The following is a 13,003-nucleotide window of genomic DNA, read 5'->3' on the forward strand; positions in this document are numbered from 1 at the left end:
ATAACATCCCCGTTATCCTGCTTCAATTTAGTGTGTGGAAGGTGGTTACTGATGCTTTTGGCCCAGCAATATGTTGGACAGTTTCGCCGTAAGCGACTCTTTATCGCGTTGGTGATCGCCGCTGTGGTTTTAATTCTGACGCTGGCTTTTCGCTTTTTTGAAGAAAAGTCACGTATTGAGCAGCAGTCGCTCAATTTTGCCGATAACGCCATTCAGCGCTTTGACCGCATGTTTTCGCCGCTCGACGTCTCGGCGAACAATACGCTTGGGCTGGTGGGTGTGCCCTGCCAGGATGTGCGTTTCCCACTTATTGAGAAAATTTCCGCGCTGCAAACCGTACGCGCCATGCTGCTGGTTGAGAATGACACCATCTACTGTTCCAGCATCTACGGGCCGCGCGCTATTCCTTTCAGCCAGACCTATCCGGAACTGGCGTTTAATAATCAGCGGATGATGCTGACGGTCGATAACTATCTGCTGAAGGGCTCGCCGATCCTGCTGCTGTGGACGCCAAAAACGCTCGATAACCGCTCCGGCATTTTGCAGGTGATCAATATCGAGCTGATGAGCACTTATCTGCTGGAGCCGCAGCTTCCCTGGGTAGAGCGGGCTATTTTTAGCGTCGGCGGAGAGAGCCTGGAGTATGGTAATCCGCTGATTGAGCCCGCCATGCCGTCGGAAGATGAAGTCAGCTACGATCAGGGCTCGCTGCGCTATCCCTTTTCTATTACGTTGTATGGCCCTTCTCCGGCGCGTCTGGCGCTGTCGACGCTGCCGTCGCAGCTGCCGCTGGCGCTGCTGCTGAGCCTGCTGATCGGCTATATCGTCTGGCTGGCAACGGCGAATCGCATGAGCCTGAGCTGGCAGATCAGCTACGGCATTACCGCCAATGAATTTATGGTTTACTGCCAGCCGCTGATTAATGCGCAAAGCGGCGACTGCGACGGCATTGAGCTGCTGCTGCGCTGGCATAACGCGCGCCAGGGCTGGATCCCGCCGGACGTGTTTATTCCGCTGGCCGAGCAGCAGAACCTTATCGCGCCGCTGACGCGCTTTGTGATAGAGAAAGCGGTGGCGCAGCTACCAAATCTGCCGCGCTGCCCGTCGTTCCATATCGCTATTAACGTAGCCGCCAGCCACTTTCGTGATCATGCTATCGTCGACGATCTGCAACAGCTGTGGTGGCCAGCGAATCCGCTGCCGAAGCTGGTAGTAGAGCTGACGGAGCGCGACGCCCTGCCGGTGGTGGATCAGAAGGTGATTTCGCAGCTGCACAGCATCGGCGTGCGTCTGGCCATTGATGATTTCGGCACCGGCCACAGCTCGCTCTCCTATCTGAAAGATTTGCAGCCCGACGTGCTGAAGATCGACAAGATTTTTACCGCCGCGATCGGCACTGACGCCATTAACGCTACGGTGACCGATATGGTGATTTCGCTGGCGCAGCGTTTAAACATCAGCCTGGTGGCCGAAGGAGTCGAAACGGCCGAACAGGCGGCCTATTTGCGCGAGCGCGGCGTGGATCTGTTGCAGGGGTATTATTACGCGCGTCCGATGCCGATAGAGGATTTTCCCACCTGGCTGACGCAGCATCAGGCGCAGCTGCTGACTGGCGTCTCTTAATCTCTTTCAGACGGTAAACAACGTCACCCAGCGGGTGGCGCCCTCACCTCTAAGCAGTAAAAACGGCGCCTTAGCGCCGTTTTTATTTACTGCTCTTCTTCCTCATCCTCGTGCGGCCTGTCTTTCGTCACGCGCACCAGGTCGACGCGATAATCGGTCGCCTCAAGAATGGTGAAGTGTAGCGGCGGCAGATCGATCACCTCGCCCGGCAGCGGCAGTTGCCCTTTCTGAGCAATCAGCAGTCCCGCCAGCGACGCGTGATCTTCATCCGGATCGACCAGGTCGTTTACGTCGAACAGCTGCTGTAGCGAATGCAGGTCAGTGCCGCCCTTTACGATCCAGCCGTCGCCGTCGGCGATAATTTCCGGCGTTTCATCCTCGTCCGGGAACTCGCCAGCGATAGCCTCCAGCACGTCCAGCGGCGTAATCAGCCCCTGCACCACGCCGAACTCGTTGGTGACGATAACGAAGCTTCCCCTGGCGCGACGCAGCACGCCAAGCAGATTAATCGGGTCGAGCGTTTCAGGCACCACAAGCGCGGGGGACGCGGCGGCAAAGGTCGCTACATCCATACCGTGTTCAATCGCCACCAGCAACTCTTTAGCGCGCACCACGCCAACGATCTCGTCCAGCTCGCCGCGACACACCGGGAACAAACTGTGCGGCGTATCCAGCAGCTGAATGCGGATCTCATCCAGCGGGCGCTCAGCGTCAACCCAGGAGATTTCGCCACGCGGTGTCATAATGCTGCGGATAGAGCGCGACGCCAGCGTCAGCACGCCGTTAATCATATAGCGCTCCTCATCCTTAAAGGCCTCCTGCGGCATCGCCTGCGTGACAGGCGACTCCTCGCTGGTGGCGGGCTGCGCCGGACGCTGACGTCCGCCCATCAGTCGCAGAATCGCCTCGGCGGTGCGCTCACGCATCGGACGATGCGCCTGATGACGCATAAAGTTACGGCGCGCGATCTGGTTAAACAGCTCGATCAGGATAGAGAAGCCGATCGCCGCGTAGAGATACCCTTTCGGAATATGGAAGCCAAACCCTTCCGCCACCAGCGACAGGCCGATCATCAGCAGGAAGCTAAGACAGAGCACCACTACGGTGGGATGCGCGTTGACAAAATTGGTCAACGGCTTCGAGGCCAGCAGCATCACGCCCATCGCAATCACCACTGCCGTCATCATAATCGGCAAATTGTTCACCATGCCCACCGCCGTGATCACCGCATCCAGCGAAAATACCGCGTCCAGCACCACAATCTGTATCACCACCGCCCAGAAGCTGGCGTAGTTGCGATTCCCCTGATGCTCTAACTGACGGTTCTCCAGCCGCTCGTGCAGCTCCATCGTCGCCTTGAACAACAGGAATACCCCGCCCACCAGCAGGATCAAATCACGCCCGGCAAAGCTAAATTCGCCTACGCTAAATAACGGACGCGTCAGCGTAACCATCCATGAAATGAGCGACAGCAGGCCCAGACGCATCACCAGCGCCAGCGACAGGCCGATCAGGCGCGCTTTATCGCGCTGTTTCGGCGGCAGCTTGTCAGCAAGAATGGCGATAAACACCAGATTGTCGATGCCGAGCACGATTTCAAGTACGACAAGCGTGAGCAAACCGGCCCAGATTGAGGGGTCGAAGAGAAATTCCATCATTGACTCCTGAACGAAAGGCAGACTGATCGATATCGTGTCAGCGTCGTCTGGCGACGTGACAGAAAGGCAATCGGGTGAACTACGGAAACGCCGTCAGGCGTGAAAGCAGGCGCGAAGGTGCGCATTAAAGTGGTTAAGCGACGTCGGTGACGATCCATAAAGGTGGGCTGAAACCCGTTACTCCTGAGTAATAAACAGATCGCTAATGTAACAGGCTCGCAAATTACGTCAAAAAATTTTCTTTCATTTACAAATGATTCAGCGAGAAAGCGAAATTAAACAGGGCCTGGCGCGAGTTCGACCCTCTGATAGCTGACGGGCGTCACATAAATTATTTTTTCGCGCACTAAAATAAATCGCGACTCACCGATTCATGTAAGACACCTGGGGAATGATTCATTAATTCAGATGGTTTGAACGCGTTTATCCGAAGATAACCGTAGCGATAACTCATAACGATTCGTCGGCTCCAGACGAATTTCTTTAGCGAACGGAGGTAGCAAGTGACCATTGCGATAGTAATTGGTACACACGGCTGGGCAGCCGAACAACTGCTTAAAACCGCAGAAATGCTGTTGGGCGAGCAGGAGAACGTCGGATGGATCGACTTTGTGCCCGGCGAGAATGCAGAAACGCTTATCGAAAAATATCAGGCGCAACTGGCAAAGCTGGATACCACGAAAGGCGTGCTGTTCTTAGTCGACACCTGGGGAGGAAGTCCTTTCAACGCCGCCAGCCGCATTGTGCTGGATAAAGAAAATTACGATGTTATCGCCGGGGTCAATATTCCGATGCTGGTTGAAACCCTTATGGCGCGTGACGACAACCCCTCGTTTGTCGAACTGGTCGGCATTGCGGTAGAAACGGGCCGCGAAGGCGTTAAGGCGCAAAAAACGCAGCTTGCCGCGCCTGCCGCAGCGCCAGCAGCAAAAGCTCCGGCAACGCCGGCACCACCGCTGGCGCCGGGCGAACATATGAAAATCGGCCTGGCGCGTATCGATGACCGCCTGATCCATGGTCAGGTGGCAACGCGCTGGACCAAAGAGACCAACGTTGCGCGCATTATTGTGGTCAGCGACGAGGTGGCGAAAGATCATGTCCGCAAAACCCTGCTGACGCAGGTCGCGCCGCCCGGCGTGACCGCACATGTGGTGGACGTCGATAAAATGGTGCGCGTCTGGAACAACCCGAAATATGGCCGCGACCGCGTCATGCTGCTCTTTACCAACCCTACCGACGTGCTGCGCGTGGTTGAACAGGGTGTTGATATTAAATCGGTCAATATCGGTGGCATGGCGTTTCGTCAGGGAAAAACGCAGGTTAACAACGCCGTATCGGTCGATGAAAAAGATATCGCGGCGTTCCGCAAGCTTAATGAACGCAACATTGAACTGGAAGTCCGTAAAGTTTCCAGCGATCAAAAACTGAAAATGATGGACCTGATCGCGAAGGTCAATGCGTAAAACGCCGCTGGCTGCGCCTGCGGGCCAGTTAACGCTATCCTCCTGAGGAGAAGGGATATGATGGAAATAACCTCGCTACAAATCATCCTGATATTTATCGTCGCCTGTATTGCGGGTATGGGTTCGATTCTGGATGAGTTTCAGTTTCACCGTCCGCTGGTCGCCTGTACCCTGATCGGGGCCGTACTCGGCGATATGAAGACCGGCATTATTATCGGCGGTACGCTGGAGATGATCGCGCTGGGCTGGATGAACATCGGTGCCGCCGTGGCGCCCGATGCCGCTCTCGCCTCAATCATCTCTACCATTCTGGTTATTGCCGGTGGCCAGAGCGTCGGCGCAGGTATTGCGCTGGCGATCCCGCTGGCTGCGGCGGGTCAGGTGCTGACAATTATCGTGCGTACCATCACCGTGGCCTTCCAGCATGCGGCCGACAAGGCGGCGGAGAAAGGCAACCTGACGGCGATTTCGTGGATCCACGTCTCGGCGCTGGTGTTGCAGGCGATGCGTATCGCCATTCCGGCGCTGATTGTGGCAATCTCGGTCGGCACCAGTGCGGTTCACTCTCTGCTCAGCTCCATTCCTGAAGTCGTCACCAACGGTCTGAATATCGCGGGCGGCATGATTGTCGTGGTCGGTTACGCGATGGTCATCAATATGATGCGCGCAGGCTATCTGATGCCGTTCTTCTATCTCGGCTTTGTTACCGCGGCCTTTACCAGCTTTAACCTGGTGGCGCTGGGCGTCATCGGCGTCGTCATGGCAGTGCTCTATATCCAGCTGGCACCGAAATATAACCGCGTAGCGGGTGCGCCTGCAGCGGGTCCGGCAAACAACGATCTCGATAACGAACTTGACTAAGGAACAGGTGACAACATGGTAGATACAACTACAACGCAAAAAAAACTCACCCCGGGCGACATTCGCGGCGTGTTTTTGCGGTCGAACCTGTTTCAGGGTTCATGGAACTTCGAGCGTATGCAGGCACTGGGTTTCTGTTTCTCAATGGTGCCGGTCATTCGTCGTCTCTATCCCGAAAATAACGAGGCGCGTAAGCAGGCGATTAAACGCCATCTGGAGTTCTTCAATACGCATCCCTACGTGGCCGCGCCGGTGCTGGGCGTTACCATGGCGATGGAAGAGCAGCGCGCAAACGGCGCGGCCATCGATGATGCCGCTATCAACGGCATTAAGGTTGGCCTGATGGGGCCGCTGGCTGGCGTTGGCGACCCGATTTTCTGGGGAACCGTACGGCCGGTATTCGCCGCGCTTGGCGCAGGCATCGCCATGAGCGGCAGCTTGCTCGGCCCGCTGCTGTTCTTTGTGCTGTTTAACCTGGCGCGTATGCTGACACGCTATTACGGCGTGGCGTATGGCTATCGCAAAGGGATCGATATCGTTAGCGATATGGGCGGCGGCTTCCTGCAGAAGCTGACGGAGGGCGCGTCAATTCTTGGCCTGTTTGTGATGGGCGCGCTGGTGAACAAGTGGACGCACGTTAATATCCCGCTGGTCGTATCGCGTATTACCGACCAGACCGGGAAAACCACCGTGACCACGGTTCAGACCATCCTCGACCAGCTGATGCCGGGCATCGTACCGCTGCTGCTGACCTTCGCCTGTATGTGGCTGCTGCGTCGTAAGGTCAACGCGCTGTGGATTATCGTTGGCTTCTTCGCCATCGGCATTTTTGGCTACTGGATCGGCCTGCTTGGCCTGTAGTTCTTTCGCCGGGCGCGCTGCGCCCGGCCACTTCCCCGCTTTTTCGACGCATCGCCACAGGAGAATGTGATGACACTAACGGACGGGCTCATCGCGCTCTGCATCGCCGCGCTGCTGCTTTTTTCTCTCTATAACGACTTTATCCTGCCGCGCCGCAAAGGCCCGACGCGTTTAAGCGTGCCGCTGCGACGCAGACACAAGATTGACAGCCTGATATTTATCGGGCTGCTGGTGATTTTACTCTGGAATAACGTCTCCCATCAGGGGCCGCAGCTGACAACCACCCTGCTGATGGTACTCTGCTTTCTCGCCTGCTGGCTGTTCTGGCTGCGTCGGCCAACTCTGCTGATGAAGGGCGAGGGATTGTTCTATAGCGGCGTATGGATAGCCTATGCGCGCATTCAAAGCATCAATCTGTCGGAAGACGGCATTCTGGTGATGCAGCTGGAACAGCGCCGCCTGTTGATCGCTGTGCAGCAGCTCGACGATCTGGAACGCATCTACAACACGCTGGTAGAAGCGCGCTAATCGCGCCGCCACAGGGTCAGACGAAAATCAGCGTCGCACTCAAAGGTTTTCGTCGCCTGCAGCTCACCCCAGACCGAAGGCTTCGCGCGCCAGGCGAAAGGCGTCATCTGCAACAGCGTCGCCGCCGCGTCCCCGCTCAGATGCATCGCATAGCGCAGCGACTGCTGGGTCTCTTCGCTGAATCCGTTATAAAGTTTCTCTTCAGGCGCATGGAGCTGCACTTCGCGATAGATCAGCGCCTTAAACTGTTGCAGGTGGTGCGCGCCTGGCGTCACCGTCAGCAGCACGCCGCCGGGCTTGATTACGCGCGTCAGCTCCGCCTCGTTGCAGGGCGCGTAGATGCGCACTACGGCATCCAGCGAGGCATCGGCAAACGGCAGTCGCTGGCTTGAGGCAACGCAAAACTGCACGTCCGGATAACGTTTCGCCGCCAGACGAATCGCGTTTTTAGCAATATCCAGCCCGTAAACCTCTGCGCCGAGCGTACTGAGCGCCGAGGTGTAATAGCCTTCGCCACAGCCAATGTCGAGCAGCGCGGAAGCGTCCTGCAGCTTTTCGCGCAGCAACGCCACCACGCCGTCACGCAGCGGCTGATAGTGCCCCGCCTGCAGAAACTCCCGTCGCGCCTGCATCATCTCTGCGCTATCGCCAGGCTCGCACGAACCTTTATGCTGAACGGGCAGCAAATTTAGATAGCCCTCTTTCGCCTGATCGAACTGATGGCGGTTTTCACAGCGCCAGCTGCGATTTTCAGGCTGCAAAGAGAGATGGCAGAGGGGGCAGATCAGCAACATAGGGACTCCATTAACAAGAGCGCCGCAGTTTACTCCGTTCGCTGCCGTACCGAAAGCGCAAAGAAAAAGCCCCGGTCAGATGACCAGGGCTTTACAGGATTCGTTTTCAGTGGTGCATGGCACCGAGCTGGCACGAAATCAGATAGCGGTTACGTTGACTGCAGCCGGGCCTTTCTGGCCGTCCTGAATTTCGAACTCAACGCTTTGGCCTTCAGCCAGGGTTTTGAAACCGTTGCCCTGGATAGCGGAGAAGTGTACGAACACGTCTTTGCTACCGTCAGCAGGGGTAATAAAACCAAAACCTTTAGACTCGTTGAACCACTTAACCTGACCTTTAATCTTTGCCATTTTGCAAATTCCTTAGAGTGTTTATTTTGCCCGGAGGCAGACCTACAGAGAAACCAGAGACGTTACTGAATGAGGCACTAATTAAGGTTCGGCAAGGAAGCGGTATTCAACGTCAACGTTTTTACTCGTAACTTCTTTACTGAAGATGCCATACATAAACAGAACTGTACCTCGTTTGACCCACGAATTGTTATCACATATCCGCAAATTAATGGCAAGGCATTTTTAATCGGCGATGGACGCGCTGCACAAAATTTGCGAAGCAGTGACACACTTTGTTCATTTTGGTACATAACCTGACCATGCCGTAGCCGAAAAAGCAATAACCATCAACCTGCGACGATACGAATAACTCTAGCGGATAACCGCCTCGTCGTCCAACCTTGCTCACTGTAACGGATTAATTTAAAGATAAATTATTGCATTAATATGGCATTCTTTTTTCTTAAGCGAAACCGTAACCTAAAGTGCGGCGGCCTTGTTTCCTTTTTAACGACAGAGTATCCCCCTTTTCACTGGCACCGATAATAAATGCTTTTGCACCAAAATCAGGAAAATAAAAGATAACTCTGCCCCAATTAAAAGCAGAGGCACGCTTATTACTTATTACTATTTATTCTTTAATCCCGGATAAAATATCTCTTCAACCTAAAGCCTGCCGTAGATGAATCATCGTTATTTAGGATTTTTCCTGGTTAATATTCTCCAGGCTACGGCTCTCTCCTATTCTCCATGGCGCAAAGCATCCATTATCTTCCCCGCTGCGCTGGATGGCGCGCATTAATTCCGCAGGCGGTTCATCCAGCGATTCGTCAGCCAGTTCGAATACGCCCCAGTGAATGGGCAGGGTTAAAGGCTGACCGATTAGCCGCCATAATGTCACCGCCTGGTTAGGGTCCATATGGCTGCTCGCCATGAACCATTTCGGTGCATAAGCGCCGATGGGCAAGGCAGCCAGATTGAACGGACCAAGCCTGCGTGGAATCTCCGCCAGATTTTCAGAAAAACCGCTGTCGCCAGAGAACCAGAAATTCAGCGCTTTGCTGCGCACCACCCAGCCGCACCATAAAGAGCGGTTGCGATCGTGCAGCGTACGCATGCTCCAGTGACGCGCCGGAACGGCGGTCAGCGTCAGATCCGCTTCCTGCTGGCTTTGCCACCAGTCAAGCTGGCGAACGTGGCGCGCGCCGCGCCGCTTAAACCACTTTTCCAGCCCCAGCGGCACCAGAAAGGTGACGTCCGGGAAACGCCGGATAATGCGCTTCACGGTGGTGAGATCGAGATGGTCGTAGTGATTATGTGATATCAGCACGTAATCGAGTCGCGGCAGCTGATGGATATTCAGCGGCGACGGCGATTTACGCTTTGGCCCGGCAAAGGGCAACGGTGAGGCGCGCGCAGAGAGCACCGGGTCGATCAGCAGATAGCGCTGGCTAAGGCGCAGCAGCAGCGCCGCATGGCCTAACCACCAGATCCGGTCGTCAGCGCCAGCCAGGTCGGCCGGTTGCCACCACTGCGTTCTGAAGCCCTCATAGCCCGCCTGGGGCGGAAAAGGCAACCCCTGCGCTTTGCGCTCTTTGCGCCAGCGGTCAAGATCGCCCGGCTGGCGGAGATCGGGTTCCAGATTGCGGAAGCCTTCAGGGGTATGGTGCGCTTTACTGGCATCGTACCAGGGATTTCGCCAGGCCATGTTGCCTCCTTGCCAGAGTGGGGAACGTTAGCGTTCCGGGATCATGCGAATAAAATCGCGCTTCTCTTCCGGGTCCTGCTTTTCCTGCTCGCCGCTCTGGTTCTCAACCAGACGGCGCAGCAGCGCGTTCTGTTTTTTCTGTTCTTCCAGCAGGTGGCTCAGCAGCTGGATCTGTTCGCTGGCGCGCACGCTGGCCCGGTTAACGAAAAACCAGACGATAAACGCCACAATGATAATTATTGCCAGTACGCCATAGCTAAACAGCGGACCAGAAGTTGCGGCTAACTCGTTCATAACTGCCTCAAAAACGAAAAAATATTAATGGCCTCGATTCTACCTGCTGCGCGCGCGGCTGACCAGGCTATGCGCCTGAAAGCAGAATTCCCTGACGGCCTCGCTTTCGGCAATCTCCGATCGCTTCAGCAGACAAAGCGAGGCAAGCTGTTAATATTACGGGCCGCAGCAAACAGTGGACAGCTGCGTTATGTATCACATGGAGAACAAAATGAAACTTTTTATTCGGGCCATCTTGCTCATTGTCGTAATCTGGATCGCCATGCTGTTTACCGGCTACGGCGTGCTGACCGGCAGCACGAAGAATGCGGCGGGCCTGGGTCTGCAGTGCAGCTATCTAACCGCGCGCGGTCTGATTACCGCCCAGTATCTGCATACCGACAGCGGCGTCATCGGCGTAACAGATTGCCCCCTGCTCAGAAAGAGCGGCGACGTGATCGATAACTAAGAAACAGGCCGCTTTGTATCCGCGCGGTTGTCAGAGAGTAAAGCGGGCATTTGCCCGCTTTTTTATCAGAAGGGGTAGTCGTGATAGCCCATCTCAGCGGAGAGCGTACGCGCCGCGCGATGCAGCATAGCGACATAATCGCTTTTCGCCTCTTCCGAGAAACGAATCGTCGGGAAAGAGATGCTGAGTCCGGCGATGACCACGCCGAAGCGGTCAAAAACCGGCACAGCGATACAGCGTAACCCCTCTTCCTGCTCTTCGTTATCTTCGCCGAATCCCTGTACCTTCACCTGATCCAGCACCTCGAGAAGCGCTTCGCGCGTAACGATGGTGTTAGCGGTGCTGCGCTTAAACTCGACCTCTTTAAGAATATCATTCACCTCTGCGCGGTCGCGCCAGGCGAGCAGCACTTTACCGATGGCCGTGGTGTGCAACGGGTTGCGGCGACCGATGCGCGAATACATACGCAGGTTATAGAGCGAGTCGATTTTGTGGATATAGACAATGCTGTCCTCTTCCAGCGCCCCAAGATGAATTGTCTCTTTGGTCAGACGGGAAAGCTCGCGCATCTGCACGTCCGCGCTGCGGATCAGATCGACGTTCTGCAGCGCTTTCGCGCCCAGCTCAAACAGCTTCAGCGTCAGGGAGTATTTTTCGCTCTCCCCTTCCTGAGTGACGTAACCCAGCGCCTTCATGGTCTGCAGGAAGCGGTAAACGGTACTTTTCGACATCATGACGCGCTGCGCCAGCTCAGTAATACCGTGATCGCGCTCCTCGCCCAGCGCCTGAAGAATGCCGAACACCTTCATCACGGAGGAAACGGCATCGGGTTGTTTATCGTTTTCACTGGCGGCCATCACGCACCCTTTTTTGAAATTGTTTTAATAAAATCGGAACAGACGGTGAATATAGCGCGTCCCCGCATGCAGCACCATTGCCTGTCACTGAACGACATAATTTAGCCGCGACTTTTAGTCTAAAGGCGGTGCGTTTTGGCAGTGGATTCATTAGCATGTTCATATTCACCCACTTTACTTGTCTCGCTATGTCCCCTACACCTTTTCAGGACGGCCTTCCCGTTCCGCAACGCTATGGCGCGATTTTTACCATTGCCCTGGGCATTATGATGGCAGTGCTGGACGGCGCTATCGCCAACGTGGCGTTGCCGACTATCGCGCGCGAGCTTCATGCCAGTCCCGCGCAGTCCGTCTGGATCGTTAACGCCTATCAGATCGCTATCGTCGCCTCGCTGCTGTCGCTCTCTTTTCTGGGTGATATGCTGGGCTATCGTCGCGTCTATCAGGTCGGTCTCGGCCTGTTTATCCTTACCTCAGCCTTTTGCGCCCTCTCCTCTTCGCTCTCGATGCTGACCCTGGCGCGCGTGCTGCAGGGTTTTGGCGGGGCGGCGTTGATGAGCGTAAACACCGCGCTGATCCGTATTATCTATCCGCAGCGCCATCTGGGACGCGGCATGGCGATTAACTCCCTGGTGGTAGCAGTATCCAGCGCCGCCGGGCCGACGGTCGCCGCGGCGATCCTCTCCTTCGCCAGCTGGAAATGGCTTTTCCTGATCAACGTGCCGCTGGGCGTCATTGCGCTCTGGCTGGCGCTGCGCTTTTTGCCGGAGAACAGCCAGAAAGCGAAAGCGCAAAAATTCGACGTGCCGAGCGCGCTGATGAATGCGCTCTTTTTCGGGCTGCTGATCTACGGGCTGACCGGTTTCGCTCAGGGAGAAAGCCCTGCGCTGGCGCTGGCTGAGGTGGTAGTGCTGGCGGTAGTGGGCTGGTTCTTCGTGCGCCGTCAGCAGCGGCTGGCGGTGCCGCTACTGCCGGTCGATCTGCTGCGTATTCCGCTTTTTAGCCTGTCGATCTGCACCTCGATCTGCTCTTTCTGCGCGCAGATGCTGGCGATGGTTTCGCTGCCTTTTTTCCTGCAAAACGTGCTGGGGCGCAATGAAGTCGCTACCGGCCTGCTGCTGACGCCCTGGCCGCTGGCGACCATGGTGCTGGCACCGATTGCCGGACGTTTGATTGAGCATATTCATGCCGGGCTGCTCGGCGGTATTGGTCTGGCGCTTTTCGCGGCGGGACTCTTCCTGCTGGCGTTGCTGCCCGCCCAGCCGCAGGACTGGGATATTATCTGGCGGATGGCGCTGTGCGGGGCCGGTTTTGGCCTGTTCCAGTCGCCCAATAACCACACCATTATCTCTTCCGCTCCGCGCAACCGCAGCGGCGGCGCCAGCGGAATGCTGGGAACGGCGCGTCTGCTGGGTCAGAGCAGCGGCGCGGCGCTGGTGGCGCTGATGTTCACGATGTTCGATCAGAACGGTACGCACGCCTCGCTGATTCTGGCGGGACTCTTCTCCAGCGTCGCCGCGCTGTTCAGCCTCTCGCGCCTGTCGCAAAAGCGCGCCGCAGCGCAGTAGGTCACATCAA

The 13,003-nt window shown here is 56.2% G+C and carries 14 protein-coding genes; 7 read left to right on the forward strand and 7 right to left on the reverse strand.

The window, feature by feature from the left end:
• Positions 1 to 51: 51 nt before the first annotated feature.
• Positions 52 to 1,623: an EAL domain-containing protein gene (locus MHZ89_RS06330; RefSeq protein ID WP_311782298.1), complete on the forward strand. Its 1,572-nt coding sequence runs from the start codon at positions 52 to 54 to the stop codon at positions 1,621 to 1,623.
• An 86-nt stretch (positions 1,624 to 1,709) separates the two neighbouring features.
• Here the strand turns inward: MHZ89_RS06330 and MHZ89_RS06335 are convergent, their stop codons facing one another.
• On the reverse strand, positions 1,710 to 3,278 hold the full coding sequence (locus MHZ89_RS06335) for a TerC family protein (protein ID WP_311783002.1): 1,569 nt from the start codon (positions 3,276 to 3,278) through the stop codon (positions 1,710 to 1,712).
• A 506-nt stretch (positions 3,279 to 3,784) separates the two neighbouring features.
• Between MHZ89_RS06335 and manX the strand changes: the two genes are divergently transcribed.
• The 4 genes from manX to MHZ89_RS06355 all read left to right on the forward strand — a co-directional run bounded on the left by manX (position 3,785) and on the right by MHZ89_RS06355 (position 6,994).
• The gene (gene manX / locus MHZ89_RS06340; protein ID WP_311782299.1) at positions 3,785 to 4,744 is read left to right on the forward strand and encodes a PTS mannose transporter subunit IIAB; all 960 of its coding nucleotides are present in this window, start codon (positions 3,785 to 3,787) and stop codon (positions 4,742 to 4,744) included.
• A gap of 60 nt (positions 4,745 to 4,804) precedes the next feature.
• Positions 4,805 to 5,605: a PTS mannose/fructose/sorbose transporter subunit IIC gene (locus MHZ89_RS06345; protein WP_033747932.1), complete on the forward strand. Its 801-nt coding sequence runs from the start codon at positions 4,805 to 4,807 to the stop codon at positions 5,603 to 5,605.
• 15 nt (positions 5,606 to 5,620) lie between these two features.
• The gene (locus tag MHZ89_RS06350) at positions 5,621 to 6,466 is read left to right on the forward strand and encodes a PTS mannose transporter subunit IID (RefSeq protein WP_120453912.1); all 846 of its coding nucleotides are present in this window, start codon (positions 5,621 to 5,623) and stop codon (positions 6,464 to 6,466) included.
• 69 nt (positions 6,467 to 6,535) lie between these two features.
• On the forward strand, positions 6,536 to 6,994 hold the full coding sequence (locus MHZ89_RS06355) for a DUF986 family protein (protein ID WP_311782300.1): 459 nt from the start codon (positions 6,536 to 6,538) through the stop codon (positions 6,992 to 6,994).
• Here MHZ89_RS06355 and rlmA read toward each other — a convergent pair.
• From rlmA to MHZ89_RS06380, 5 genes are all read right to left on the reverse strand, one after another.
• Positions 6,991 to 7,788: a 23S rRNA (guanine(745)-N(1))-methyltransferase gene (gene rlmA, locus MHZ89_RS06360; protein ID WP_311782301.1), complete on the reverse strand. Its 798-nt coding sequence runs from the start codon at positions 7,786 to 7,788 to the stop codon at positions 6,991 to 6,993. The two genes, MHZ89_RS06355 and rlmA, sit on opposite strands and share 4 nt — an antisense overlap.
• A gap of 138 nt (positions 7,789 to 7,926) precedes the next feature.
• A complete protein-coding gene (cspE, locus tag MHZ89_RS06365; RefSeq protein WP_003852684.1) occupies positions 7,927 to 8,136 on the reverse strand; it encodes a transcription antiterminator/RNA stability regulator CspE in 210 nt (69 codons plus the stop codon).
• A gap of 81 nt (positions 8,137 to 8,217) precedes the next feature.
• A complete protein-coding gene (locus tag MHZ89_RS06370; RefSeq protein WP_370661853.1) occupies positions 8,218 to 8,292 on the reverse strand; it encodes a DUF2627 domain-containing protein in 75 nt (24 codons plus the stop codon).
• A 523-nt stretch (positions 8,293 to 8,815) separates the two neighbouring features.
• The gene (locus MHZ89_RS06375) at positions 8,816 to 9,826 is read right to left on the reverse strand and encodes an MBL fold metallo-hydrolase (protein WP_311782302.1); all 1,011 of its coding nucleotides are present in this window, start codon (positions 9,824 to 9,826) and stop codon (positions 8,816 to 8,818) included.
• 27 nt (positions 9,827 to 9,853) lie between these two features.
• Positions 9,854 to 10,120: a YebO family protein gene (locus MHZ89_RS06380; RefSeq protein ID WP_311782303.1), complete on the reverse strand. Its 267-nt coding sequence runs from the start codon at positions 10,118 to 10,120 to the stop codon at positions 9,854 to 9,856.
• 211 nt (positions 10,121 to 10,331) lie between these two features.
• Between MHZ89_RS06380 and MHZ89_RS06385 the strand changes: the two genes are divergently transcribed.
• Positions 10,332 to 10,568: a YobH family protein gene (locus MHZ89_RS06385; RefSeq protein ID WP_311782304.1), complete on the forward strand. Its 237-nt coding sequence runs from the start codon at positions 10,332 to 10,334 to the stop codon at positions 10,566 to 10,568.
• A gap of 65 nt (positions 10,569 to 10,633) precedes the next feature.
• Here MHZ89_RS06385 and kdgR read toward each other — a convergent pair whose 3' ends face one another.
• Complete coding sequence (kdgR, locus tag MHZ89_RS06390; protein ID WP_311782305.1) at positions 10,634 to 11,425, reverse strand: DNA-binding transcriptional regulator KdgR; 792 nt, start codon at positions 11,423 to 11,425, stop codon at positions 10,634 to 10,636.
• Between the two features lie 188 nt (positions 11,426 to 11,613).
• Here kdgR and MHZ89_RS06395 point away from each other — a divergent pair, with 188 nt between their 5' ends.
• Positions 11,614 to 12,993 carry an MFS transporter gene (locus MHZ89_RS06395; RefSeq protein ID WP_311782306.1) on the forward strand — a complete coding sequence of 460 codons (1,380 nt, stop codon included), beginning with the start codon at positions 11,614 to 11,616 and terminating at the stop codon, positions 12,991 to 12,993.
• The last annotated feature ends 10 nt before the right edge of the window (positions 12,994 to 13,003 follow it).

This window comes from Pantoea sp. ACRSB, assembly GCF_022346905.1.
GTDB lineage: Bacteria > Pseudomonadota > Gammaproteobacteria > Enterobacterales > Enterobacteriaceae > Pantoea > Pantoea piersonii.

Bases quoted from the DNA above. Each gene is read 5' to 3' on its own strand.
- MHZ89_RS06385 (WP_311782304.1), top strand. From the start codon at position 10,332: ATGAAACTTTTTATTCGGGCCATCTTGCTCATTGTCGTAATCTGGATC.
- rlmA (WP_311782301.1), bottom strand. From the start codon at position 7,788: ATGTTGCTGATCTGCCCCCTCTGCCATCTCTCTTTGCAGCCTGAAAAT.
- kdgR (WP_311782305.1), bottom strand. From the start codon at position 11,425: ATGGCCGCCAGTGAAAACGATAAACAACCCGATGCCGTTTCCTCCGTG.
- MHZ89_RS06375 (WP_311782302.1), bottom strand. From the start codon at position 9,826: ATGGCCTGGCGAAATCCCTGGTACGATGCCAGTAAAGCGCACCATACC.
- MHZ89_RS06350 (WP_120453912.1), top strand. From the start codon at position 5,621: ATGGTAGATACAACTACAACGCAAAAAAAACTCACCCCGGGCGACATT.
- MHZ89_RS06380 (WP_311782303.1), bottom strand. From the start codon at position 10,120: ATGAACGAGTTAGCCGCAACTTCTGGTCCGCTGTTTAGCTATGGCGTA.
- MHZ89_RS06395 (WP_311782306.1), top strand. From the start codon at position 11,614: ATGTCCCCTACACCTTTTCAGGACGGCCTTCCCGTTCCGCAACGCTAT.
- cspE (WP_003852684.1), bottom strand. From the start codon at position 8,136: ATGGCAAAGATTAAAGGTCAGGTTAAGTGGTTCAACGAGTCTAAAGGT.
- MHZ89_RS06330 (WP_311782298.1), top strand. From the start codon at position 52: ATGCTTTTGGCCCAGCAATATGTTGGACAGTTTCGCCGTAAGCGACTC.
- MHZ89_RS06345 (WP_033747932.1), top strand. From the start codon at position 4,805: ATGGAAATAACCTCGCTACAAATCATCCTGATATTTATCGTCGCCTGT.
- MHZ89_RS06335 (WP_311783002.1), bottom strand. From the start codon at position 3,278: ATGGAATTTCTCTTCGACCCCTCAATCTGGGCCGGTTTGCTCACGCTT.
- MHZ89_RS06355 (WP_311782300.1), top strand. From the start codon at position 6,536: ATGACACTAACGGACGGGCTCATCGCGCTCTGCATCGCCGCGCTGCTG.